21 protein-coding genes are annotated in these 24,254 nt (G+C 33.3%); 16 read left to right on the plus strand and 5 right to left on the minus strand.

The features are described from left to right. The first annotated feature begins 10 nt into the window (after nt 1-10). From LO744_RS07980 to LO744_RS08000, 5 genes are all read left to right on the plus strand, one after another. Complete coding sequence (locus LO744_RS07980) at nt 11-391, plus strand: VOC family protein (protein ID WP_230668563.1); 381 nt, start codon at nt 11-13, stop codon at nt 389-391. Between the two features lie 36 nt (nt 392-427). Then, nucleotides 428-1,453 carry a glutaminyl-peptide cyclotransferase gene (locus tag LO744_RS07985; protein ID WP_230668564.1) on the plus strand — a complete coding sequence of 342 codons (1,026 nt, stop codon included), beginning with the start codon at nt 428-430 and terminating at the stop codon, nt 1,451-1,453. Nucleotides 1,454-1,544: 91 nt separating this feature from the next. Continuing rightward, nucleotides 1,545-2,450 carry a hypothetical protein gene (locus LO744_RS07990; RefSeq protein ID WP_230668565.1) on the plus strand — a complete coding sequence of 302 codons (906 nt, stop codon included), beginning with the start codon at nt 1,545-1,547 and terminating at the stop codon, nt 2,448-2,450. 32 nt (nt 2,451-2,482) lie between these two features. After that, nucleotides 2,483-3,100, plus strand: a complete 618-nt coding sequence (locus LO744_RS07995) for a deoxynucleoside kinase (protein ID WP_230668566.1) — start codon at nt 2,483-2,485, stop codon at nt 3,098-3,100. A gap of 21 nt (nt 3,101-3,121) precedes the next feature. Continuing rightward, the gene (locus tag LO744_RS08000) at nt 3,122-3,469 is read left to right on the plus strand and encodes an ArsC/Spx/MgsR family protein (RefSeq protein ID WP_230668567.1); all 348 of its coding nucleotides are present in this window, start codon (nt 3,122-3,124) and stop codon (nt 3,467-3,469) included. A gap of 72 nt (nt 3,470-3,541) precedes the next feature. Here the strand turns inward: LO744_RS08000 and LO744_RS08005 are convergent, their stop codons facing one another. Together LO744_RS08005 and LO744_RS08010 are read right to left on the minus strand one after the other, a co-directional pair. Beyond that, on the minus strand, nt 3,542-3,847 hold the full coding sequence (locus LO744_RS08005; RefSeq protein ID WP_230668568.1) for a DUF493 family protein: 306 nt from the start codon (nt 3,845-3,847) through the stop codon (nt 3,542-3,544). Between the two features lie 39 nt (nt 3,848-3,886). Then, the gene (locus tag LO744_RS08010; RefSeq protein ID WP_230668569.1) at nt 3,887-4,564 is read right to left on the minus strand and encodes a DUF4197 family protein; all 678 of its coding nucleotides are present in this window, start codon (nt 4,562-4,564) and stop codon (nt 3,887-3,889) included. A gap of 418 nt (nt 4,565-4,982) precedes the next feature. Here LO744_RS08010 and LO744_RS08015 point away from each other — a divergent pair, with 418 nt between their 5' ends. From LO744_RS08015 to bglX, 5 genes are all read left to right on the plus strand, one after another. Beyond that, nucleotides 4,983-7,799: a SusC/RagA family TonB-linked outer membrane protein gene (locus LO744_RS08015; protein ID WP_230668570.1), complete on the plus strand. Its 2,817-nt coding sequence runs from the start codon at nt 4,983-4,985 to the stop codon at nt 7,797-7,799. Nucleotides 7,800-7,809: 10 nt separating this feature from the next. Next, nucleotides 7,810-9,243 carry a RagB/SusD family nutrient uptake outer membrane protein gene (locus tag LO744_RS08020; RefSeq protein ID WP_230668571.1) on the plus strand — a complete coding sequence of 478 codons (1,434 nt, stop codon included), beginning with the start codon at nt 7,810-7,812 and terminating at the stop codon, nt 9,241-9,243. A gap of 74 nt (nt 9,244-9,317) precedes the next feature. Then, a complete protein-coding gene (locus LO744_RS08025; protein WP_230668572.1) occupies nt 9,318-10,700 on the plus strand; it encodes a glucoamylase family protein in 1,383 nt (460 codons plus the stop codon). A gap of 274 nt (nt 10,701-10,974) precedes the next feature. Continuing rightward, nucleotides 10,975-11,682, plus strand: coding sequence for a carboxylesterase family protein (locus LO744_RS08030; protein ID WP_230668573.1), 708 nt, complete (start codon nt 10,975-10,977; stop codon nt 11,680-11,682). A 151-nt stretch (nt 11,683-11,833) separates the two neighbouring features. Further along, on the plus strand, nt 11,834-14,164 hold the full coding sequence (gene bglX, locus LO744_RS08035; protein WP_230668574.1) for a beta-glucosidase BglX: 2,331 nt from the start codon (nt 11,834-11,836) through the stop codon (nt 14,162-14,164). Between the two features lie 76 nt (nt 14,165-14,240). Here the strand turns inward: bglX and LO744_RS08040 are convergent, their stop codons facing one another. Next, a complete protein-coding gene (locus tag LO744_RS08040) occupies nt 14,241-15,728 on the minus strand; it encodes a T9SS type A sorting domain-containing protein (RefSeq protein ID WP_230668575.1) in 1,488 nt (495 codons plus the stop codon). A gap of 240 nt (nt 15,729-15,968) precedes the next feature. On the opposite strand from LO744_RS08040, the gene LO744_RS08045 reads away from it, so the two are divergent. Beyond that, nucleotides 15,969-16,379 carry a hypothetical protein gene (locus tag LO744_RS08045; RefSeq protein WP_230668576.1) on the plus strand — a complete coding sequence of 137 codons (411 nt, stop codon included), beginning with the start codon at nt 15,969-15,971 and terminating at the stop codon, nt 16,377-16,379. A gap of 475 nt (nt 16,380-16,854) precedes the next feature. On the opposite strand, the gene LO744_RS08050 is transcribed toward LO744_RS08045, so the two are convergent. Further along, nucleotides 16,855-18,021, minus strand: a complete 1,167-nt coding sequence (locus tag LO744_RS08050; protein ID WP_230668577.1) for an iron-containing alcohol dehydrogenase — start codon at nt 18,019-18,021, stop codon at nt 16,855-16,857. A 67-nt stretch (nt 18,022-18,088) separates the two neighbouring features. Then, complete coding sequence (locus tag LO744_RS08055; protein WP_230668578.1) at nt 18,089-18,964, minus strand: AraC family transcriptional regulator; 876 nt, start codon at nt 18,962-18,964, stop codon at nt 18,089-18,091. 390 nt (nt 18,965-19,354) lie between these two features. Here LO744_RS08055 and LO744_RS08060 point away from each other — a divergent pair, with 390 nt between their 5' ends. The 5 genes from LO744_RS08060 (at nt 19,355) to LO744_RS08080 (ending at nt 24,051) form a co-directional block, all read left to right on the plus strand. Then, nucleotides 19,355-21,358: a S9 family peptidase gene (locus LO744_RS08060; RefSeq protein ID WP_230668579.1), complete on the plus strand. Its 2,004-nt coding sequence runs from the start codon at nt 19,355-19,357 to the stop codon at nt 21,356-21,358. 232 nt (nt 21,359-21,590) lie between these two features. Next, nucleotides 21,591-22,145 carry an RNA polymerase sigma factor gene (locus tag LO744_RS08065; RefSeq protein ID WP_230668580.1) on the plus strand — a complete coding sequence of 185 codons (555 nt, stop codon included), beginning with the start codon at nt 21,591-21,593 and terminating at the stop codon, nt 22,143-22,145. 11 nt (nt 22,146-22,156) lie between these two features. Further along, complete coding sequence (locus tag LO744_RS08070) at nt 22,157-22,495, plus strand: hypothetical protein (protein WP_204533985.1); 339 nt, start codon at nt 22,157-22,159, stop codon at nt 22,493-22,495. A 234-nt stretch (nt 22,496-22,729) separates the two neighbouring features. Continuing rightward, complete coding sequence (locus LO744_RS08075; protein ID WP_230668581.1) at nt 22,730-22,987, plus strand: hypothetical protein; 258 nt, start codon at nt 22,730-22,732, stop codon at nt 22,985-22,987. 413 nt (nt 22,988-23,400) lie between these two features. After that, a complete protein-coding gene (locus tag LO744_RS08080) occupies nt 23,401-24,051 on the plus strand; it encodes a DnaJ domain-containing protein (RefSeq protein ID WP_230668582.1) in 651 nt (216 codons plus the stop codon). Nucleotides 24,052-24,254 lie beyond the last annotated feature (203 nt).

The raw sequence follows: 24,254 nt of genomic DNA on the forward strand, positions 1-24,254 counted from the left end.
TAAATTTAAGATGAAATTAAAATCTCTACAGCCCATTTTATGGACTGAAAATTTAGACGAAACCATTGGTTTTTATCTTCATATTCTGGGATTTTCATTAAACGAAAGAAACGACGAGTGGCAATGGGCTTCTTTACAAAAAGATGAGATTCATATCATGATTTCAAAGCCTAATCAACATGAGAAATTAAACGGAATAGGTTTTTCCGGTTCTTTTTATTTTAATGTTGAAAACATAGAGAAGGTATGGGAGGATTTGAAAGAAAAAGCCAATATCTGTTATGAAATTGAAACTTTTGAGTGGGGAATGAGAGAATTTGCCATTTATGATAATAACGGATATATTCTGCAATTTGCTCAACCTGCGTCAGAAATTAGCAGAGAGGAATAAAATTTGCTATTTTTGATAAAATTTTAGAAATAATAAATGAAAAATAAAATAATTGTAGGTTTTGCAGCGTTGCTTATGGTAATGTCTTGTAATAACGACGACAAAATATTGACTTCTCTGGCAGATTATAATGCATCAATGGAAACTGGAGGTTACCATTTTGGTGACAAGCTGGATATTCCTAAAGAGGTTTTAGATAACGCAGAAAGTATTACCATCAGTTTTGGCGAAAAAGAATCTACAAGCCTTACTGTAGACCCAAAATATTTTACATTAGGTGATAATGCCGTAACTTTTAACATCAAAACAAAGGGCGGGAAAAATCTTTATCAGGATGCTACGATTAATGTTTATAGCAAAAGCCCTGAGCAAAACTTAAATTATGAAATCGTTGCTGAATATCCGCATGACGCGAATAACTTTACACAAGGTTTCCAGCTTGATGGAAATACAGTGTATGAAAGCGAAGGACAATACGGTTCATCAAGATTAATTACCTATAAACTTGGAGAAAATACTCCTATTAAAGAAACGAAACAGCCGGATGATGTTTTTTCTGAAGGAAGTACAATCGCAGGAGATAAGGTGTATCAGTTGACTTGGGAAAACAAAAAAGGATTTGTTTATGACAAAAGCACATTAAGTCTGATTTCTGAATTTGCGTATCCGGATATGATGGTAAAAGGTTGGGGCTTAACGTATGACGGGAAAAATCTTGTTGCTTCTGATGGTACAAAAAATCTGTACTTTTTGGATGTAAGTAACCCTTCAAAAATGGTGAGATATATTTCTGTGGCAGGAAATACGTCCGTATATGACCAATTAAATGAGCTGGAATATTATAAAGGTTTTATTTATGCAAACGTTTGGCATAAACCTATTATTTTGAAAATTAATCCAGCAAACGGAGAAGTCGTAGGGAAATTTGACTTTACAAAAATTGCCGATCCATTTACTAAAGCTGACAGCGAAAATGTATTAAACGGAATCGCTTTCAAAGGGGATAATATGTTGGTGACAGGAAAAAAATGGTCTAAAATTTATGAAGTTGCCATCAAATAGTTAAAATTGAAAGCAAGTTCTGATTGAATAAAATAAAGTATGTAAATTGGTAGCGTTCCTTTTGGAGCGCTATCTTTGTAAAAAAAGTTTTTTGAAATTAATATCTCTCTTTCTGGTATTTGTTTTCTGTTCGGTTTCTGCGCAGAAAGTACTTCCTTTTGATACGTTAAAACTTAAGGAAACGAAAGATATGTTTGCAGACGATTACGGAAATCTTTATCTCTACCGCAACAAAGATTTTAGCTTTACCAAATACGATTCCTTGGGAAAACAGTTGGGAAAAATGATGTTTACGGTTCCGTTTAAAGTTCAGGGAGTTCAAAACCCTTTGAGTGTGGCTCTTTTCTCAGAAAATGCTCAGGAAATGAAATTTGTGGATCAGAATCTTAATGATATTCAAAAACTTGATTTTAAGCAAAAATTTAGCTTTATAAAACATGCTTACGCAGAAGATCTGCAACAGATTTGGTTGTTGGATGAAAGTACAAAACGCCTTCTTCAATACAATTTCAGAAATGATACAACCATCAATTCTTTTCCTTTTGATGCGAGTTTTGAAGATTTGATTGATCTTTTGGTTTTTGACAATAAGGTATATATTTTAACTAAAAATCAGTTCAGAGTTTACAATTTAAAATTTGAGAAACTATTTGAAGCTCCTGTAGAAAATGCAAAACGTTTCCGCAGAGAAAACGAAATGATTTTAATTATTGCTAAAAATACCATATTCAAATACATTCCTGAAAAAGGATTGACCAAAATTTTTGAAGACCTTGATGCTCAAATTGTGGATAAAAATTCATTGTCATATTTTGAAATAAAAGGGAACAAACTCTATCTTTACAGCCTAGAAGATATCGCTGATATTAAAAAACTTAAAGAAGCTGAAAACCAGAAAAAAGAACTTGAAAAATCCATAGAAAAACTTGAGAAGGAAAAGTCTAAACAGTCAGATATTCTTAAAGTAATGGATGAGATTCAGGATTTGGGCTTTTAGATTTTAACACTTCAAAATAAAGAGAGATAGATATGCATATTGCAGTTACAGGAAACATTGGTGCCGGAAAAACAACTTTAACGACGATGCTTGCCAAACATTATGGTTGGGATGCTCAGTTTGAAGATGTAGATCATAACCCTTATCTGGAAGATTTTTACGCAGACATGAGCAAGTGGAGTTTTGCTTTACAGATTTATTTTTTGGGGAGCAGATTCCGTCAGGTAAAAGAGATTAGAGAGAGTGGTGAAAATATTATTCAGGATCGTACCATCTATGAAGACGCTCATATTTTTGCAGAAAACCTGAATGATATGAAACTTTTGTCTGACAGAGATTTCAAAAACTATGCATCACTTTTTGATTTGATGAAAACTTTTGTTTCGGCACCCGATTTGCTTATTTACCTTAAATCTGATGTACCGAATCTGGTTAAAAAAATCTATAAAAGAGGAAGGGAATATGAAGCCTCAATCAGTATAGAATATCTTTCTAAGCTGAATCAGAAGTATGAAAAATGGATTTCTTCGTACACAGAAGGTAAACTACTGATTATCGAAGTTGATAATCTTGATTTTGTAGAAAAACCAGAAGATTTCGGGTTTATTTTAGAGAAAATAGATGCCGAATTGAACGGTTTATTTAAATAATTTAGCTTAAATTTTATGATGATGATTAAGGTACTACACAATGGAAGTTGTTCAAAATCAAATGCTGTTTTAGAGTATTTGGACGAAAATGGTGTTCAGTTTGAAATCATTAACATTGTGGAAGATCCGTTAAGCGTTGTAGAACTGAAAACGGTTTTGAAAAAATTAAATCAAAGTGTTTTCCACATTATAAGAAAAGAAGAAAAATTATATCTAGAAAATTTTGCAGGAAAAGATTATTCTGAAGAAGAGTGGCTCCAGATTTTATCTGAAAATCCATCTTTAATACAAAGGCCAATCATTATCAAAGGTTCGGTTGCCATGTTGGGAAGACCGTTGGAAAATGTAAAATTCTTTATTGAAAAATAGATTTTAAAATAGTATAAAAAGAAAAAGGTTAGTTTGTAGAAAACTAACCTTTTTTATTGGGATTGTATGGGCTTACAATAAAATTACGCCTTCAATTTTCGCAACTTCCTGATAAATATTGATTACCTGATTTGCGTCTAAAACAAAAGCATTGATATTGCATGCTGTATATTTTCCGTTTTTGCTTTCGCGGTTGCCCAGTGTGAATTTTATATCATCAAAAACTTTATAAATTTCTGTAAGTTTAGCCTGATCCGTAGGGATAATAAACTTAAACAGATAGTCTTCCGGAAAATCATGATTGTTTTCTAGTTTTTCCTTTAGTGACTTATAAAATTCTTCAGGATTTTTGTTTTCACTTCCTTGTAATATTTCCATTTTTTTCCTTAATAATATATAAATTTAACGAAAATTACCCTATTTTCCAAATGGTGCCAATAGGGATGCTGAATTTTGCTTTTCGTGATCTTCGATAATGTTAAAAAGACCATTTACAATTTGCTCTGAAGCCAAAATGCTTAATCCGCCTGCGTTTACATTGGTTTTATTTCCGCCTAAAAGACTTCCTAAAAGATTGGTTCCCGACAATGCTGTATTGATGGTTTTTACAATACTGTATTTATTAAGCTCTTCCTCAACTTTTGGTGCAATCGCCTGTATCAATTGCGTCTGCGTTTTTTCTTTTAAAATTAAAGTAGCAGTTCCTTTCTCCCCTTGAATAATTCTGGTTACATCCTGTGAATTCAGACTGTTAACTGCCGTTTCTAAAATAGGCTTTGAAATATTTACCGTGTAAACTGCCGCTTCAGCAATGTATTCTCTCTCTTTAGCAACAATGGAAGGTGCAATTTTTTCTAAAGTTGTGTTAATATCTCTAAGCTCTTTTGGCAAAGCTTTGTCAACCAAATTATTTTGAAGAAAAGCTTCTTTGTTGCCGTAAATATTGGCTCCTTTATTGATTCCGCCTAATAAGACTCTCTTAATGACTGCTAATCCTAAATCTGTCGTAGCAATAGAAGTGCACGAGTTTAAGCTCGTGGTAATTACTGCGCCCGTTCCGAAAATTAATGCAGCGGCTATAATATATTTTTTCATTTTCAATTTTTTTATCATTGTCAAATAACGCACCAAAGGTAAATACAATTGTGTGGTTAACAAAAAAATACTTCATAAAGCATCGATTTTATGCTTCGAATGATACGGCAATTTAATACCAATGTTTTGAATGCTTAAATTTGAGACATTAAAGACGTTTTTGGGTAATTTTTGCTAAAAAAAACGCTTTGCTTCAATATGAAATATTCATTTATATTAAAATTTTTACTTGTCGAATTTATTAAAATTTAGTTTTTATTAACATATTTCATAACTTAACATCCATTTAATAAATTATTTAACTTAATTTAACATCAGTTGATATTTTTTATATTTTTGACCAAAGTCTTCTTTTGAGAAAATAGAATTTGTCAAAAGTTGATTTTACCTATTTAGATAAAAGATAAAATTAAACTATATGACACAAACTAATTTAAAGTACTCTTGTTTTATTGCCGTTCTCTATTTTGGGATGAATGTCAATGGGCAGGTTGCTCCTAAAGACACTGTTGCAAAAGAACAGAAAATAGAGGAGGTTGTACTCATAGGATATGGTACACAGAAAAAAGAAAACGTAACAGGAAGTATTGGTTTGGTTACAGCAAAAGATCTTGCTGATAAGCCTAACGCAAACCCATTGAGCTCTATTCAGGGAAAACTTGCAGGGGTAAATATTACCAATATTGGTACTCCCGGAGGCTCTCCAAGAGTAGATATTAGAGGGGTAGGTTCTTTAACTGGGAACACTGTATTTATTGTAGATGGAATGATTACTACTGATATTTCTTATCTAAATCCTCAGGATATTGAATCAATGAGTGTTTTGAAAGATCCATCGAGTTTAGCTATTTTTGGAGCGCAGGCTGCCAATGGTGCTGTAATTATTAAAACTAAAACAGGAAAAGGAAAACCTATTTATAATGTCAATTCTTATATTGGATTTAAAAAGGTTACCAATATTCCTAAAATGGTGAACACTGATCAGTATATCGAGTTATATAACGAAAAACTGATGAATGACAATGGCTCTAGTGCAGGATCTATTAATAGAGTAAATTTCCCGGAAAATACAGATTGGTTTAATGAAATTTTCCGTACAAGCATTGTTAATGCTAATGATTTTTCTGCAATGGGAAGCTTAGGAAAGCTTAATTATTATGGTAGTGTAGGTTATCTTCAAGATCAGGGTAATTTAGCTGCAGGACAAGGAATTAATTCAGGTAGTGGTTTTAATAGATTTAATACTAAGTTAAATCTTAGTTATAAAATAACGGATAACATTACAATCGGAAACAATTTTAGTTTCTCTAAAATGCGTACTGATGTAGCGCAGAATCCTTTATTGGACGCATATAATGCCCCTCCAATATTTTCTGTTATAAATCCTAGTACTGGCGATTATCAATTTTTCAACGGGTATTCGATACCGAATCCTAGAGCTAAATTAGACATGTATCGCTCACAAGTAAGACAGGAAAGATTACTAAATAATATATATGGAGAACTGAAATTTTTGAAAGATTTTACTTTCAGAATTAGCTATTCTACAGATAATTATAGCCCAAGTCAATATGAATATACTCCAACCCTTACGTATACTCCCGTAACAAGCCAGGAACAGTCAACATTGGTGACTAGAAACTTCAAAAACAGAAATTATGTTTGGGACAATACAATTAATTGGAAAAAAAGCTTTGGCAATCATAATTTTGATGTGTTAGCTGGTTTTTCAAGAACAAGAACAACAATATCTCAGGTTTATTGGGCTTCAAGAGGAGTTAATTATGATGGTACTAACGGTTCTTTGAATGCTGCAAATGGAACCGGCCAATTATATGTAAGTGGTATAGATAGAGATGATTTAGGAGTAGATCAGGATCAACAAAGAGTCGAATCATTTTTTGGAAGATTAAATTATGATTATAAAGGAAAGTATTTGGTAAATGCTTCCATTCGTAGAGATGCAAGCTCACAAATTAATGTTGATAGAGCAAGGGTTTTTCCTGCTGTAAGTGCTGGTTGGGTAATATCTAAAGAAGATTTTATGAGCGAGCAAAATGTTTTTAATCTTTTAAAATTAAGAGCAAGTTATGGTGAGTTAGGAAATCCTAATGTAGGTAGAGGATTTAATCAAAATATATCAATTATCGGTGGAGGTGCCTATTTTGGTAACTCGGGTTATCCTGCGGCAACTATCGACCAATTTGTGGATACAGAAATTGGTTGGGAAACCACTGTGGGAAAAGATCTTGGTTTAGAGATGGCATTATTTAATAATAAGCTTAAAATTGATGCAGCTTATTTTGATAAAGACTCTAAAAATGTTGTGTACGATGTTGTGCAAGGAACAGTATCTGGAGCAGGTAACTGGGATAAATTTAAAACTAATGCTTATTCTTTTAATAATAGAGGTTTTGAGGTTTCAGTTAATTATAATACTAAGTTAAGTGACAATGTAAGTTTTGGAGTTTATGGAAATTTCACTTCTCTTAAAAATAAAATTACATCAGTTTATGGCGATTCGTATTTAGAAACTGGTGCTAGTTTATTCGGAAATAGAATCGTACGATTGCAGAATGGTCAGCCTGTAGGTGCATATTATGGCTATGATGTTGCAGGTGTTTTCCAAACAGATGCAGAAGCAGCAGCATCAGGACAAGCAGGTGCAAAGGCAGGATGGTTTAAATTTGCAGACCAAGATGGTAACGGAGTTATTGATTCTAGAGATAAAACATTCTTAGGAAGTCCTATTCCTAAAGGAACGTATGGTTTTGGAGTTAACTTTAATATTTACGCTTTTGATATCGCTGTTGATTTCCAAGGTGTATTTGGTAATAAGATCTACAACTACAATCGTGAACGACGTTTTGGAAATGAAACATGGGATTTAGATATGTATGAAAACAGATGGCAGGGTGCAGGTACTTCTAATACCAATTCGATGATTACATCTAACCAATTAATTATTGCACCAAATAGTTTTTATGTTGAAGATGGAAGTTATATCAGAATCAGAAATATTCAGGTGGGTTATAATTTACCTAAATCTTTAGCAAATGCTTTATCTGTAACGAAACTAAGATTGTATGTAAGTGCACAGAACCCTTGGACAAGTTTCAAATATAACGGTTTCTCTCCTGAGATTAACAATACTGATCGAGTGCAAATGGGGATTGATAATAATATTTACCCAATTTCAGCAATTTACACAATGGGTATGAACTTAACATTTTAATTAAAAAATCATGAAAAAAATATTTTTAACACTGTCTCTTTTTTCACTAATTGTTAGTTGTAATGAGGATTTTGTAGATATTAGAGATGAGGGTGAAATTGATATTGAAAATTTCTTCACCACACAAGATGACGCAATGCGTGCAACTAATGCCGTGTACAGTTTTTTAAGAAGTTGGGAAAATACAGGTTTTCCTGCACAATTTATTTATGGTGTAACGGGTGATGATGTAGAAAAAGGTTCTAATCCTGGAGATGCTTCATTTATTAATGCATATGACAACTTTACATTTACAAGTAGTGATGATGGGGTTAGAGGATATTGGATTGGGCAATGGCAGGCTATTAACAGAGCCAACCAGGTAATTACCAATGTACCTAAAATAGATATGGATGCTACGCTAAAGAATAGATTGATAGCTGAAACTAAAATGTTGAGAGCATACTTTTATTTCAATTTAGTAAGAATCTACGGAGGAGTTCCTATTTTTGATGGTCTACCTGCTGATGGAATTTACACTAAGCCAAGGAATTCTGCTGCAGAAGTTTATGCTTTTATAGTTAAAGATTTAACAGAAGCTGCTGCTGTGTTGCCTCAAACTTATCCGGCTTCAGAGTTAGGAAGAGTTACAAAAGGTAGTGCATTAGGATTACTTTCTAAAGTTTATCTTTATATGAAAGATTATCAAAAAGCATACGATACATCCAATCAGGTTATTGCAATGGGATATTCTTTAGATCCAGACTTTAATCATCTATTTAGACCTGCTGGTGAATTTGGAACTGAGTCAGTATTCGAAGTAAATTGTGGTTGTGACCCTTCTTTAGGTAAGGATGCTGGGAGCCAATATGCAGAAGTACAAGGAGTAAGAAACCAATTCGGGTGGGGATTTTTTACCCCAACAACAGCTTTAGAAAGTGCATTTGAACCAGGTGATATTAGAAAGGAGTTATCTATTTTAAGAGAAGGCGAAACTACTCTTGAAGGCGATTTAATTAAGAAAGGAGATCCTAACGCTGGAGATATGTGGAACCAAAAAGTTTATGTACCTAAGGCTTTGAATAATAACTCTTGTGGTTACGGTTCTATTCAAAATGTTAGAATCTTAAGATTTGCAGATATTCTTTTAATCAATGCAGAAGCCGCTAATGAATTAGGAAATACTGCTGCTGCAATCTTAAATATTAATAAAGTAAGATTCAGAGCAAATCTTGGAAATACAACAGCTTCTACACAAGCTGCTCTTAAAACTGCTATCTGGCAGGAAAGAAGGGTAGAACTAGCTATGGAAATGGATCGATTTCCGGATCTTGTAAGAACAGGACAAGCTGCTACAGCTTTAGGCTCTAAAGGATTTACAGCCGGAAAAAATGAACTTTTTCCTATTCCTATGGATGCGATTAATCAAAGCAACGGGCTTTTCGTTCAAAACCCTGGTTACTAATAATAATCAAAATATATGAGAGGAGAATGAAAATTCTCCTCTTCTTTTAGTATGTAAGTCTAAAAAATGATATAATGAAAAGGATAATACTTTCAATCGCAGTGACATCATTACTCTTTGTTTCCTGCCAAAACGCTCAGAAATCACAGAATATTTCAGAAAATAAAATTGTAAAATCAAATATTACCGATGAGCAGCTGATGGATAAAGTTCAGAAAGATGCTTTAAAATATTTTTGGGATTATGCAGAGCCTAATTCCATGTTGGGAAGAGAGCGTTATCATGAGGACAATATTTATCCGGATAACGACAAACATGTCATTACGACAGGAGGCTCAGGTTTCGGATTAGCGACTATTTTGGTGGGTGTTGAGCGAGGTTTTGTTTCAAGAAAAGAAGCAGTGAAAAGATTGACAACCATGATGGATTTTCTTGCAAAAGCAGACCGTCATAAAGGAGCTTGGTCACACTGGATTAATGGAGAAACGGGAAAAACCGTTCCTTTCGGAAAAAAAGACAATGGCGGAGATTTAGTAGAAACTGCATTTCTTACTACAGGGATTATTCAAGTTCGAGAATATTTCAAAAATGGAAATGCCGAAGAAAAGGCCCTTGCCAAAAAATGTGATGAGCTTTGGAAAGGAATTCAATGGAACTGGTACACCAAAGGCGGCGAAAAAGTATTGTACTGGCATTGGTCACCAGAATATCAGTGGGAAATGAATTTTCCTTTGGAAGGATACAATGAATGTTTGATTACTTATATTTTGGCAGCCTCATCGCCAACATATTCTATTGATGCAGAAACGTATGAAAAAGGCTGGACTAGAAATGGAACTTATCTTTCAGACAACGAAAAATACGGACTTCCGATGTATGTAAAGCATAACGGAGCCGAAGAATATGGTGGGCCTTTATTTTGGGCACAATATTCTTACATCGGTTTAGACCCTACCAATTTATCAGATAAATTAATCAAAAATTACTTCGATTTAAATAAAAATCAGGTACTTATTGATTATAAATACTGTGTCGAAAACCCAAAACATTGGAAAGGATATGGACCGAATTATTGGGGATTAACGGCTGGTTATTCAAGAAATAAAGACGGAAGCGTAGGCTATGATGCTCATTTTCCGCAAAATGACCATGGTGTAATTACTTCAACGGCGGCTTTGAGCAGTTTTCCTTACACGCCCAAAGAATCTATGGATTTCTTAAGGTTTATGTATTCAAAACCTGAATTTATCGGTTCCGCAGGGCCTTACGACGCAACTTCAATTCATTATAATAATTGGACGACGCCAAGATATTTAGCCATCGACCAAGGAACGATTGCTCCGATGATTGAAAATTATCGCACAGGATTTTTATGGAAATTATTCATGAATGCCCCTGAAATTCAACAAGGATTAAAGAAATTAGATTTTAAATCAGAAAAGTACAATATTAAATAGTTTTTAGGAGCTATTTGACTATGTCGATTGCTTTTAGAAGCAATTCCCGCTATCCGCTGTATCTTTTTTGTTACGACCTCCGCTTCGCTCCGGCCGCAACAAAAAAGGATGTCGCTCCTATCGGGGCTAAAAAATTGTTTACCCAAAAATCTTTGTCAAGGTTTTAAAATCTTGACAAGGATTATAAACAAAGGCTTTTATCAATAGAAACGGGCTTTAACCCGTTTAAATAAAGAAATAAAATCAAACGGCTTTAGCCAAAACCTAAAGAAATATGAATTTAAAATTAAAACACTTACCATTCTTACTTCTTCCGTTTTCTTTAAGCTTAAACGCTCAGGAAATCAAGGCAGAACTAAATAAAGAAATTAAAAGAACAGAAAAGATATCTTATATTTTAGATTATCCTCAAAACACAAAAGGCAATGTTCCTTTGATTGTATTTCTTCATGGTTCGGGAGAAAGAGGTAATAATTTAGAATTGGTGAAAGCACACAGTCCTTTTACGTATAAAAATCTGATAAAAGAACCTGTGGCAATTTTAGCTCCTCAGTGTCCTGAAAATACTTGGTGGGATACGGTAAGCGTTTATAATTTAATAAAAGAAATTCAGTCAAAATATAAAATTGATGCTTCCAGAATTCACCTTACCGGGCTTTCGATGGGAGGTTGGGGAACATTAAAACTGGCAATGGAACATCCGGAAATGTTTGCTTCTGTAGTTTCCGTTTGTGCACCGACAGACAGAGTAATGTATGCCAATATTCATCAGTACAAAAATTTAAATATGAAAATTTTCCATGGTGGAATGGATGATGTCGTATTGCCGGAAAATGCATTTAATTTTTACCAAAAGCTGCATCCTATCAATCCATCTGCAGAATTGACGATTTTCCCAAATGATAATCACAATTCTTGGGATTCTACTTATTCAAACCCAAAATTGTACGAATGGATGTTGTCTAAGAAAAAAGATAAATAATTAAATTAAATGATAAAAGTCTTTGAAAAATTAACTATTTAGTTTTTCTTTGCTTTAAATAGAATCATTGATAAAAGAAAAAGAAATATAATTTAAGAAGGAAGATATATGAAATCGAAGATTTACGAATTCCTTAAAAAAATGAAGTAGTATGAGTAAAAAGTTAATTTTAATCGCAACGTTAGCATTGGCTCCAATGTTTTCGGCGCAGGAAATGGTCACGAAACCAGTTCAGGCTTATCAGACAGCTCAATATCAGAATAAGAAAAAAGCTTTTGTTGATGCCTTGTTGGCTAAAATGACCTTAGACGAAAAAATCGGACAGCTTAATTTACCAAGTTCAGGAGATTTTACCACAGGTTTGGCTAAAAGTTCAGACATCGGAAAAAAAGTAGAACAAGGTTTAGTAGGTGGACTTTTCAATATAAAAGGAGCAGATAAAATTAAGGCTGTTCAGAAAGTTGCTGTTGAAAATAGCCGTCTTAAAATTCCGATGATTTTCGGGATGGATGTTATTCACGGGTATGAAACTACTTTCCCAATTCCATTAGGCTTAGCGGCTTCATGGGATATGAATCTGGTACAGCAGTCAGCAAGAGTTGCAGCAAAAGAAGCTGCTGCAGACGGTATCAACTGGACATTCTCGCCAATGGTAGATATTTCTCGTGAACCAAGATGGGGAAGAGTTTCTGAAGGTTCTGGTGAAGACCCGTATTTAGGAAGTGAAATTTCTAAAAATATGGTCTACGGTTATCAAGGAAAAGACTTGGCAAACGGAACCAATATTTTAGCATGTGTAAAGCACTTTGCACTATACGGAGCTGGTGAGTCTGGTAGAGATTACAACACGGTTGACATGAGTCATGTGAGAATGTTTAATGAATATTTTCCACCTTACAAAGCAGCAGTTGATGCAGGAGTAGCTTCTGTAATGGCTTCTTTTAATGAAGTTGACGGAGTTCCTGCAACGGGAAGCAGATGGTTGCAGACAGAAGTTTTAAGAAATCAATGGAAATTCAAAGGTTTTGTAGTAACCGATTATACCGGAATCAACGAAATGGTTGACCACGGAATGGGAGATTTGCAACAAGTTTCTGCTTTAGCATTAAAAGCCGGAGTTGATATGGATATGGTGGGTGAAGGATTTTTAACCACATTAAAAAAATCTTTAGCTGAAGGAAAAGTTATCCAGGCTGAAATCGATATGGCAACAAGAAGAATCCTTGAGGCTAAATATGATTTAGGTTTGTTTGATAATCCTTACAAGCATGGTGATGCAAAATTGGCATCAAAAGAAGTGTATAATTTAGAAAACCGTAATATCGCAAGAAGCGCAGCAGCGCAGTCTATGGTTTTGATGAAGAATGAAAATCAGGTTTTACCTTTAAAAAAATCAGGAACGGTTGCTGTAATTGGCCCATTGGTGAACAACTCGATGAACATGGCCGGAACTTGGAGTGTAGCTACAAAGCACGCGATTTCTGTTAATTTAATGCAAGGGCTTCAGGCTAATTATGGGAAAGATGTGAAATTTCTTTCTGCAAAAGGAGCCAACATTGATTATGATGCTAAATTAGAAGATATTTATGCAGCTCACGGTAAAAAAACCGATAGAGATAATCGTTCAAAGGAAGAATTATTAAAAGAAGCGGTTGATATTGCCAACAAAGCCGACGTTATTGTTTTGGCGATAGGAGAGTCTGCAGAAATGAGCGGTGAATCTTCTTCAAGAGCTGAAATTACAATTCCTCAGTCTCAGGTTGATTTATTAAACGAATTGAAAAAAACAGGAAAGCCAATTGCAATGGTGCTTTTCACAGGGCGTCCTTTGGCATTAACCAATGTGAAAGATGCTCCTGATGCTATTTTGAATGCTTGGTTTGCAGGTTCAGAAGCGGGTAATGCAATTGCTGATGTACTTTTCGGGAAGGTAAATCCTTCAGGAAAACTGCCGATGACATTCCCAAGAAGTCTGGGGCAGGTTCCTATTTATTACAATGCTAAAAATACAGGTCGACCATTAAATCAGGAATCAACGGATAAATGTGAATACCAAAGATTCCGTTCAAATTATATGGATGAGTGTAATACGCCGTTATATCCGTTTGGTTATGGTTTGAGTTACTCTAAATTCAATTATTCTGATATTACGGTTTCTAATGCAAACCCGAAAGGAAATCAAACCATTCAGGCATCGGTTACTTTGACGAATTCTGGAAACTACGATGGCGCTGAGGTTGTTCAGTTGTACATCAGAGATATGGTAGGAACGATTACAAGACCAGTAAAAGAATTGAAAGGATTCCAAAAGGTAATGTTGAAAAAAGGAGAATCTAAAAAGATTACTTTCGACATCACTCCAGAAAGTCTGAAATTCTACAACGGAGATTTAAAGTATGATTGGGAAGCCGGAGAATTTGATATCATGATTGGTACAAACTCTGAAGAGGTGAAACATTCAAAAATCAACTGGACGAAATAAGCTTTTTTAGGTTTATTGTTCAATAAAAAGCCTTGTCACAATTGTGGCAAGGCTTTTTTATAAGTATTTAGTAGTGCTATTTCTTTACAATTTTGCTGGTATAAGTTTGGCGATTCGTTTTGATTTGAATAATATAGTTTCCTTGTAAAAGATTTTTTACGTTTACATTTTTTTCATTATTTCTAAAAATATCAGCAGATATTTTTTGTCCAGACATTGAGAAAATAGAATAATCAATTAACTTTTCCTGAGTTTCTACGTACAAAATATTATCGGTAGGATTAGGAAAAACTTTTAATGATAGATTTTTCTGTAGGGCTTCCTGAGTTGATAGCAAAGAACAGTTTGAGGTGACCAATACATTATTACCAACTGCAACTTTTACTTTATTTCCATAAATAGATGTAGGATTATCTACACAAATTCCGGTTAATTGTGGCATAAACTGATAATTATAATTTGTTTGCCATATAATGTTTTGGTTAAAACCATTTTTTAAATTTATATATTTCATAAGTTGATTTCCCATGAAATCAATATAAACTAGACTTGGATTATTGCTAAGGTCTAGGCTGGTAAACAAATTATTTCCTGCAAGAAACATACGTAACTGTGATAAATGGCTCACATTAATAGTAGGAATGTAATTATTCGTAATACCTAATGTTTTTAAATTTAAATTGCTAGAAAGATCAAGGGCTGGTAAATGTGCAGCGCTTGCTTGAAACTCTTCCAAAAGTGGCTGATGTGACAAGTTGATGCCTCCCGCAAAATTATTGTTTGTAATATCTAAAAACTTCAGTAAAGAATTATTAGTAAGGTTTAATGATGTGATGGCTGTACCCCCAGTAAACAATCTCTCTAAAGCCAAATTTATACTTACATCAATAGAAGGAAGTAAAGAATGTCCTGAAACGGCTATAATTGTAAGCAAAGGATTCTGTGCAACATTCAAAGTAGAAATACTTGTCGGAATGCTTGTAGCTTTTTGTAAAACCAATTCTTCTAAAACAGGATTTTGTGTAACATTTATACTCGTCAAATTATTATCGTTGATCCATAATTTTTTTAATAAAGGATTTTGTGAGACATCGATTGCTGAAAGCCCACCCATAAGTGTACCTCCAATGATGATCTCTTCTAAAAGTGGCTTATTGAAAACATTGATGGAGGTATTAGGAGCAACACCAATACTCAAATACTTAAGTTGCGTTAATCCGGTCAAGTCAACTGATGTCACCGCTGTACCAAATCCTAATCTAATGTTTTGAAGCTGGATATTCTGACTAAGATTAAGAGGGGCAGTAATGGGATTGTTGTTAATCATCAGAATGGTTAGATTAGGATAATGCTCAATTCCACCCAGATTAGTGATATTTTGATTATTATCAATATTAATAGCAGTAGTGTTTTGAGCTTCACTCAAAGAAATCTGTCCGTCGCCATTTACATCTTGAAAAGGAAGTAATGCATTCTTAAAATTTACATCTGCGAAATTGATATTTTGTGATAAAACAAGGCTGAAACTTGTCAAAAATAAAAGAAAATAGATTTTTGATTTCATATATTTTTTTAATTATAGGATTTTAATGGTATATTGGTTTTTTTATCTCTAAAGGTAGATATATTATTTTAATCACAATGTGATGTATTAAAATAATTTGAAAAGCTTATGAAGTTTAAAAACTCATCCTTTTTATCAAAAAAGCAATTATTTGGAAACTTTTTGATAACTGAAATAATTTTTATAAACCGCTCATTTTGAGCGATTTTTTTTATATCTTAGAACTACAAAATACTAAATATGAAAAAAACAATTTTATTCAGTGCAATCTTCCTTGGTCCACTAGTTTTTGCTCAGAAAACTCCGGTTGTAGGAGGCGACAGAGACGTTCATGGTTGTATACCTTCTGCAGGTTACACTTATTCTCAACTCAGAAATAATTGCGTAAAAGTTTTTAATCAGAAAATAAAACTTAAAGAAGTAAACCCAGAAGGAAGTTCAACTTCGATGACGGCAGTCATTTTCAGTAAAAATATGAAGAAAGCTGAGATTTTTATTCCGAATCAAAGCGCAAAAAGTATTATTCTTGAAAGAGAAGGAAATGGCAAAATCTGGAAAAGTGGAAGCTACATCAAAGAAAGCTATGTTTTAGTTCCTTACAAGAAAAAAGGGTATCAAATTAAAAAAGATGATGTCGTAATTTATCAATAAAACAAAACAGGAAGTCAAATTGTCTTCCTGTTTTATTTTTATATTGATTTTTAAATTTTATTCTGTATGATTGACTTTTGATTGACTTCACTCATTTTTTATATAATTCTCGCAGATTAGACAGATTTAGCAGATTAAAAACAGAGATATTGATCTGCTAAATCAGCAAAATCTGCGAGATAAATTATTTTCATATAAATTTAAATAGGCTCTTACATTTTTGTAGCTTTTTCCCGCTCTCCACTGTATCTTTTTTGTTACAATCTCCGCTTCGCTCCGTTTGCAACAAAAAAGGATGTCGTTTCTATCGGGGCTAGTCATGATATTTTACAAATAAGCCTCACCGATGTTGAAAATCGGTGAGGCTTTATTATAAGAAAATTAAAGTAATAAATGGATATAATAATTTACACTAATACATTATACATCATACATCATACATCATACATTCCACTTTTTACACTCTACAAAACTGCTATCCTGCAACCATTTCTTCAGCATACACAACACCTTCATAGCAAGCATTGTAAATCGCTTTCAATTCATCTAAAGAAGGAACTCTTGGGTTAAAACCTGTACAAGGGTCTACCAAAGCATTGTTTGCGATATAATCAAGGTTTTTATCCCAATCTTCTCTTGAAATTCCAAAATCTTTGATAGCTGATTGATTGTTAATTTCAGAACGCAATGTCTCAATAGCTTGCGCCAATTCTTCCGTAGTTTCTTTACCAATCACTCTTGCCAAATCAGGGTAACGCTCAGTAGCAAAAGCATTATAACGGATAACATTCGGAAGGAAAATCGCATTAGAAGCTCCATGAGGAATTCCGTACAGAGCACCTACTTGATGAGACAATGAATGTACAATTCCTAACCAAGCATTGTTAAACGCTAATCCTCCCATAAAAGATGCATCATGCATATTTTGACGAGCAATGATATTGTTCGGGTTCTCTACAACTTCTTTCAAATTATCAAAAACCAGCTCCAATCCTCCTTTAGAAAGCGCATCAGCGATATTGTTATCGATATTCGAAACATAAGCTTCTACACAATGTGTTAATACATCAAGACCTGTATTTGCTGTAACATGTGCTGGCATTGAAGCACAGATTTCACCATCAATAATAGCAATGTCCGGAGTTAATTCGTAAGAAACAATTGGGTATTTTACGCCTTTTTCACGGTCTGTAATTACCGCTAAACCTGTCGTTTCAGTTCCTGTTCCGCTTGTAGAAGGAATAGCAATGAATTTTGCTTTGTTCCTTAAAACTGGTACGGTAAAAGGTTTAATCATTGCGTCAAAATCTGCATCTGGATACTCATAAAATACCCACATGATTTTTGCTGCATCAATTGCAGAGCAACCTCCTAAACCAATAATCCAGTCTGGTTGAAAATTTTGAATCACTTCAGCACCTTTCATGCACGTTGCAGATGATGGGTCTTCTTCTACACCTTCGAAAATTTGAGTTTCAATTCCAGCTTCAGTAAGATAAGCAACAGCTTTATCCAACGTTCCGCTTTTTCTCATCGAGCTTCCTCCGGTTACAATAACGGCTTTTTTACCTTTAATATTTTTTAATTCTTCAAGGCTTCCAGCACCGTGAAAAACCTCTCCTGCAATAAATAATTTGCTCATTTTTCTTATTTAATTTTAATAAGGCAAAATTAGATAAGCCAAAACGAGTAATGTTATACAAACAAGACTATGCGTTATACATTTGCGCCAAATCTTGTTGAAGTTCCGTAGGAGTTTCTTTAAGCTTTGCTTTTACAAACTTATTGAGTGCAGAAGGGGAATTAAACCCTAAATCAAAAGCAATTTCTTTGTGTGATAAATCTGAAAACATTAACTGACGTTTTATTTCCATTAAAATCCGATTATGAATTGCCTGAATTGCCGTTTCCCCACAATGTTTTTTGGTGATAGAGTTGAGCTTTTTTGTTGTAATTGCTAATTCTTCAGCATAATGTTGAACGGTTCTGTATTGCTTATAATGCTCATTCAATAGCTTTTTAAACCGAACGTAAATTGGTTTGTCTACTGTTTCTTTATGTAAAATAGGATGCAAACCATGCACAGACTCAATTAATCCCAACAGAAAAATCTTAATCTGAAATCTTGCCTGTTCTTTTTTAATAAGACTTGGTTTTTGATAAATTCCTTTAATAATTCTAATCGCATTTATACTTTGTTCAAAATCTTCGGAAGATAAAATTGTACAATTTAGCTGAGTGGAAAGATTCACATTATAAGTACTCAATTCATTCTTCAGAATATCAGAACAAAACAATATTTCCTCAAACAGAATAATTTTTCCTTTTAAATCATTACTTACATCTGAAATAAAATGCACTTGTTCAGGAAAAACCACAGAAATTTTTCCTGCCTTTAGATAATGAATTTTATCTTCAATATGAACCTGTAATGTTCCGTTTTCTATGACAACAATAAAGAAATGGTCTTTTTTGTGAGGTTTAAAATATTGATTTAAATGTTCCTCATTCAAATCAAAAACACGGAAGGATAGATTTTTATCTTCAAGTTTTTGAATGTTTCTCTTAATCTCCAGTTTCTTCATGGTTCCCATTTCTATGCTTTGTTTTAAAACGAAGCGACAAATTTAGACTAAAACATTCTGAAATTCCAAAACACAATGTTTTTAGAAAAGCTGTTGTCAAATTTTATCATTGAATAATTTTAAATAAAAAACTTTAAACGTCATTTTACAGCAAAAGAATCAAAAGAAATGACTAATTCAAAAGTTTACAAAATGTAAAGTTTTTATTTGCTCTCTGTTTTGATGGCTTTTGAATAACTCATTCTTTCATAAAATCTTTTGTTGCTTTTGCGGTTAAAAAAATGTCTTGCGCTAAAAGAATAATTAATTTCACAAATGAGCGATAAATAATGTAACGTTTTGGGTGTCTGAAGCGTCTTATTATATATCGTTTAACCAAATCCATCAAATATGAATTTAAATTCCAAAATTTTAGGTATTACACAAGTGGTAATAACAAGTCTCATGATGAATGCACAAACTAAAGATAGCAAATTGCCGGGTGATCCGACTTTGGTTTCTTCAAAAGCTACAATAGAAAAACTAATCTCTTATGACAAAGGAAATTTTAAGTATAAAGTAGAAGATTATTTTGCAAGGCCAAAAGCTTCACAATTTAAAATTTCTCCTGACGGATTGTATTTATCCTATAAAGAAAAAGATAAGGACAGTAAAAATCATGTCTATGTAAAAGATTTAAAATCGGGTAAAATTACAAAGGCATTGGTTGAAAAAGATGATTTAATAAGAAGCTACGGATGGCTTGATAAAAAACGTCTTTTTTACACACAGGATAAAGGTGGAAACGAAAATATCCATTTATACGCAGCAGATATTGACGGTAAAAACCTAAAAGATTTGACTCCTTTTGAAGGAATCACGTTAAATTCTGTAAGATTGATTAAAGATACAGAGTTTGTTATTGTGACTATGAATAAGAACAATAAGCAGATTTTCGAGCCTTATAAAATCAATTTTAATACCGGCGAAATTACTCAATTGTATGAAAATAAAGATGTAAAAAGCCCGATTGATGAATATCTTTTTGACAGACAGGGAAATCTGAGAGGCTATACCATTCTTGAAAATGGGTTAACGACCAAACTGTTTTACAAAGATTTGCAGACAGGCAAGTTTAATCTCGTTAAAGCGACCGATTGGAAAGATACTTTTAGTGTGATTGGTTTCAATGATAATTCTAAAAACAAAGATGAGGTTTATTTGGTAACCAATATTGATGGCGACAAATCTAGAATTGTATTGTATGATTTAAAGAAAAACGAAATTATTAAGGAAGTATATTCTAATCCAACATTTGATGTTTCTTCTATAACACAGGCTGGAAAAAACCGAAATTATGAGCTAGATTACATCAGTTATAACGGAATTAAAAACGAAACTATTCCTGTAAGTAAGTTTTACAAAGAAATTCACGATAAACTGACTTCTGAATTTGGCGATAAACAGTTTGGAATTGCTTCTTCGGATGATAAAAACGAAAAATTATTGGTTGTTGTTGATAGTGATAAATTGTACGGAAAATACTATGAGTACGATACAAAATCAAAAACAACCAAGCTTCTTTTTGATTTGATGCCTCAGCTAAAAGAAGAAGATATGGCAGAAATGCGTCCTATCGAATTCAAAAGTAGAGACGGACTTACCATTCACGGGTATATTACATTACCAAAAGCAGCATTGAATGGTGAAAAAGTTCCTTTAATTGTCAATCCTCACGGTGGTCCGCAAGGAATAAGAGACGATTGGGGGTTCAATCCTGAAACACAATTGTTTGCAAGTAGAGGATATGCTACTTTGCAGGTTAATTTCAGAATTTCAGGAGGCTATGGAAAAGAGTTTCAGACATCTGGCTACAAACAAATTGGCCGTAAAGCGATGGATGATGTAGAAGACGGCGTAAAATATGCAATTGAGCAAGGATGGATTGATAAAAACAAAGTGGCCATCTATGGTGGAAGTCATGGCGGTTACGCGACATTGATGGGATTAATTAAAACTCCTGATTTGTACTCTTGTGGTGTTGATTATGTTGGTGTTTCCAATATCTTCACATTCTTCGATTCTTTCCCTGAATATTGGAAGCCTTATAAAGAAATGGTAAAGCAAATCTGGTATGATTTGGATAATCCTGAAGAAGCCAAAATAGCAAAAGAAGTTTCACCAGTTTTCCAGATTGATAAAATTAAAAAGCCATTATTTGTGGTTCAGGGAGCCAATGACCCTAGAGTAAATATTAACGAGTCTGACCAGATCGTTAAAGCTTTACGAGGTAAAGGATTTGAAGTTCCTTACATGGTAAAATATGATGAAGGGCACGGTTTTGGAAAAGAACTCAACAGAATTGAGTTTTATAAGTCGATGTTAGGTTTCTTTGCCGAAAATTTCAAAAAATAAAAAACAGTTTTTATAAATTAATCGAAACGGAAAGTATTTTTACTTTCCGTTTTTTGTTTAAACACAAACAAGGATGTTTTTTTAATTGTGAAATTTGTGAAGAAAAATTTGTGTTTAAAAAACTGGATGAATAAAAGAAAACCTGAAATTTCCAAAAAATATTTTAAATTTATTAAAGTAAAACAAAATAGACACTCGTCTTAGTAATATGGAGGTTGTCGAAAAATTACCAATGCCACAGAAGGAAAAAGAAAACATAATTTCTCAAACCGTATCAAGTTACGGTGGAAAACTGATGTCTTTCATTCGTCCCAAAGTGAAAAATACAGAAGATGCGGAAGATATTCTTCAGGAAGTCTGGTATCAGTTTAGCAGTTTGACCAATCTTGCAGAAATTGTAAATGTTGGTGGATGGCTGTATCGGGTAACAGCCAATAAAATCACCGATAAATACCGTAAAAAGAAAACCGAAAATCTTGAAGATTTTGTCTACGAAGATGAAGACGGAACTTTTTCGATAAAAGATATTCTCCTTTTGGATGAAAGTGCAGGGCCGGAAGTGAAAATGTTTCAGGATGAAATTTGGAAAAAACTCTTTGAAGCCTTAGCCGAACTTCCTGAAAAGCAGAGATTGGTTTATACAGAAAACGAACTTAATGATAAAACTTTGCAGCAAATTGCAGATGAACAGGGCGAAAATATAAAAACCATCATCAGCAGAAAAAATTATGCAGTAAAGCATTTAAGAAACAGATTGAGAAAGTTATACGAAGATTTAAATAATTAGAAATAGTAGAAATGAATAATAAATATAAGAAAAGTTGGGCTCTTTTAATTTTATGTCCACCCTTGATATTCCTTGTCGTTGCATTGATTGTAATGTCATTGTGGAATTGTATTCTTCCTGAAATTATTGGCGTAAAAACCATTAATTATTGGCAGGCAATGGGAATTTTAATTTTAAGTAAAATTCTTTTCGGCGGTTTTCATGGGAAATTCGGACAGGGAATGAGAGATATGAAAGAAAAGCATCTGAGACATAAAATGGAAGGAATGTCTGATGAGGAAAAAGAAAAATTCAAAGAAATCTGGAGACAAAAATGCTCAACAGGATTTTTCAACAGAAATAACGAATAGTTTTATTTTAAGAAGTAGTAAAGTAAAATCAAAACGAAATTCGTCTCTATAAAAAACAAAAGTATCTGTCTTATTTAAAAATAAAACCTTGTGTTCTTAGCTGAGTGAAACGCCTTTGCGAAACTTAAAAACAGTTAGCTGGCAGAAAAAACTTTGCGGACTTTGCGTTAAATATTTTGTTTTTGATAAGACATATTTTAAAACTAGAAATAGTAAAATTTAAAATTTAAGAAAATGAAAAATTCAGTATTAAAAGGTATTTTAGGAGCTGTTGCAGTTGCAGGTGTTGCCATAATTGCCAAAAAAGTAATCGAAAGAAAAAGATTTGTAAGAGGTATTTTTAATGAATACGGAATCAAAGAAAAATCTCCATTCGGATTGGCAGATAAAATCAGAGAAATGGATGAAGAGCAATATCAAGAACTGAAAGGAAAGTTCAAGAAAGAATTTGCGTCAAGATGTTGCAAAAAAGATAATACTTGCGAAGCGTAAGTTTTATATAACTAAATTGAAATTGTTAATTCCGACGCGAGAAGTTTTGTTTCTCGCGTCGGAATTTTTTTTACTATGAATGAGCTTTGCCACAAATGCACGAATTTTCTTTCATTAAATCAATACAAAGTTTGTCATTCCGGAGGAATCTAAGCTATTTTTAGGCTCGTTGCCGAGATTCCTGCGGAATGACAAACTCGACGGAGAATAAAATTCAAAAAATTAAAAAATTCCTCTTAACTGAGTGAAACGCCTTTGCAAACGAAAAATATTTTCAATAATTTAAAAAGAATCTTTGCAACCCCTGCGTTAAAAAAAAATTATTTCGCTTTGCTCGCAATGACAAAATTCGTGAATTCGTGGCTTCTTTATTTTTGCCCGAATCGACAAATTCCTTATTTTTGTTTCTCTAAATGAAAGACTACTACTATTTTCTCGGTATTTCTCACGATGCTTCAGATGAAGACATCAAAAAATCTTACAGAAAACTTTCATTAAAATACCATCCCGACAAAAACCAGGATGATGATTTTTTTGCAGAGCGTTTCAAAGAAATCCAAGAAGCGTATGAAACTTTAAGTGATAAAGGAAGAAGAATTACGTATGACCAGAATTTAGAAAGTCAGCAGAAAAGCTTCAGATATACCGTTCCACCAGCGATTAAGACTTTTACAGCGAATAAAATTCATGCAAAAAAAGGGGAAGAGATTATCATAACCTGGCAAACTCAAAATGCTGATGTGGTAAAAGTTTTACCATTTGGCTTAGAAAAAGCGTATGGGGAAAGAATTTTTAAAATCACAGAATTTAAAAACGGTAAATTCCAATTGTTGTTGCATGCTACCAATTCTCTTTTGCATAAAACCGTCGTTCAGGGAATTACAATAACAGAAGTTTTTGAGAATGATAGTGAAAAATTCAGAGACAGAGCCGAGGAATTATTTAAATCACAACCACGCACGGCAGCAAATCCTAAAGGACATCCAAAAATTTTCAGATTAATCTCTGGTTTGTTGATTTTAGCTTTAGTAATTTACTTTTTAATTAGTAGCCTAACTAACTAAGCCAATTTCTTATTTCCCGGGCATTTTTTGCAACGTTTTCCTTTTTTAAACTTTTTGCAACACGATTTTTTGTCACCGCAGAACATTTCTTCGTTCTTAAAAGAAAAAGCAGGAGACAATGGTGGTACCTTAAATGGAGTGATGATATTCATGATGCAAATATATTAATTTAGAATAAATATAATTAATATATTTTGATAAAT

It is taken from the genome of Chryseobacterium turcicum (assembly GCF_021010565.1).
In the GTDB taxonomy this organism is placed as follows: Bacteria; Bacteroidota; Bacteroidia; order Flavobacteriales; family Weeksellaceae; genus Chryseobacterium; species Chryseobacterium turcicum.

Bases quoted from the DNA above. Each gene is read 5' to 3' on its own strand.
- LO744_RS07980 (WP_230668563.1), top strand. From the start codon at position 11: ATGAAATTAAAATCTCTACAGCCCATTTTATGGACTGAAAATTTAGAC.
- LO744_RS07985 (WP_230668564.1), top strand. From the start codon at position 428: ATGAAAAATAAAATAATTGTAGGTTTTGCAGCGTTGCTTATGGTAATG.
- LO744_RS07995 (WP_230668566.1), top strand. From the start codon at position 2,483: ATGCATATTGCAGTTACAGGAAACATTGGTGCCGGAAAAACAACTTTA.
- LO744_RS08000 (WP_230668567.1), top strand. From the start codon at position 3,122: ATGATTAAGGTACTACACAATGGAAGTTGTTCAAAATCAAATGCTGTT.
- LO744_RS08005 (WP_230668568.1), bottom strand. From the start codon at position 3,847: ATGGAAATATTACAAGGAAGTGAAAACAAAAATCCTGAAGAATTTTAT.
- LO744_RS08010 (WP_230668569.1), bottom strand. From the start codon at position 4,564: ATGAAAAAATATATTATAGCCGCTGCATTAATTTTCGGAACGGGCGCA.
- LO744_RS08015 (WP_230668570.1), top strand. From the start codon at position 4,983: ATGACACAAACTAATTTAAAGTACTCTTGTTTTATTGCCGTTCTCTAT.
- LO744_RS08020 (WP_230668571.1), top strand. From the start codon at position 7,810: ATGAAAAAAATATTTTTAACACTGTCTCTTTTTTCACTAATTGTTAGT.
- LO744_RS08025 (WP_230668572.1), top strand. From the start codon at position 9,318: ATGAAAAGGATAATACTTTCAATCGCAGTGACATCATTACTCTTTGTT.
- LO744_RS08030 (WP_230668573.1), top strand. From the start codon at position 10,975: ATGAATTTAAAATTAAAACACTTACCATTCTTACTTCTTCCGTTTTCT.
- bglX (WP_230668574.1), top strand. From the start codon at position 11,834: ATGAGTAAAAAGTTAATTTTAATCGCAACGTTAGCATTGGCTCCAATG.
- LO744_RS08040 (WP_230668575.1), bottom strand. From the start codon at position 15,728: ATGAAATCAAAAATCTATTTTCTTTTATTTTTGACAAGTTTCAGCCTT.
- LO744_RS08045 (WP_230668576.1), top strand. From the start codon at position 15,969: ATGAAAAAAACAATTTTATTCAGTGCAATCTTCCTTGGTCCACTAGTT.
- LO744_RS08050 (WP_230668577.1), bottom strand. From the start codon at position 18,021: ATGAGCAAATTATTTATTGCAGGAGAGGTTTTTCACGGTGCTGGAAGC.
- LO744_RS08055 (WP_230668578.1), bottom strand. From the start codon at position 18,964: ATGAAGAAACTGGAGATTAAGAGAAACATTCAAAAACTTGAAGATAAA.
- LO744_RS08060 (WP_230668579.1), top strand. From the start codon at position 19,355: ATGAATTTAAATTCCAAAATTTTAGGTATTACACAAGTGGTAATAACA.
- LO744_RS08065 (WP_230668580.1), top strand. From the start codon at position 21,591: ATGCCACAGAAGGAAAAAGAAAACATAATTTCTCAAACCGTATCAAGT.
- LO744_RS08070 (WP_204533985.1), top strand. From the start codon at position 22,157: ATGAATAATAAATATAAGAAAAGTTGGGCTCTTTTAATTTTATGTCCA.
- LO744_RS08075 (WP_230668581.1), top strand. From the start codon at position 22,730: ATGAAAAATTCAGTATTAAAAGGTATTTTAGGAGCTGTTGCAGTTGCA.
- LO744_RS08080 (WP_230668582.1), top strand. From the start codon at position 23,401: ATGAAAGACTACTACTATTTTCTCGGTATTTCTCACGATGCTTCAGAT.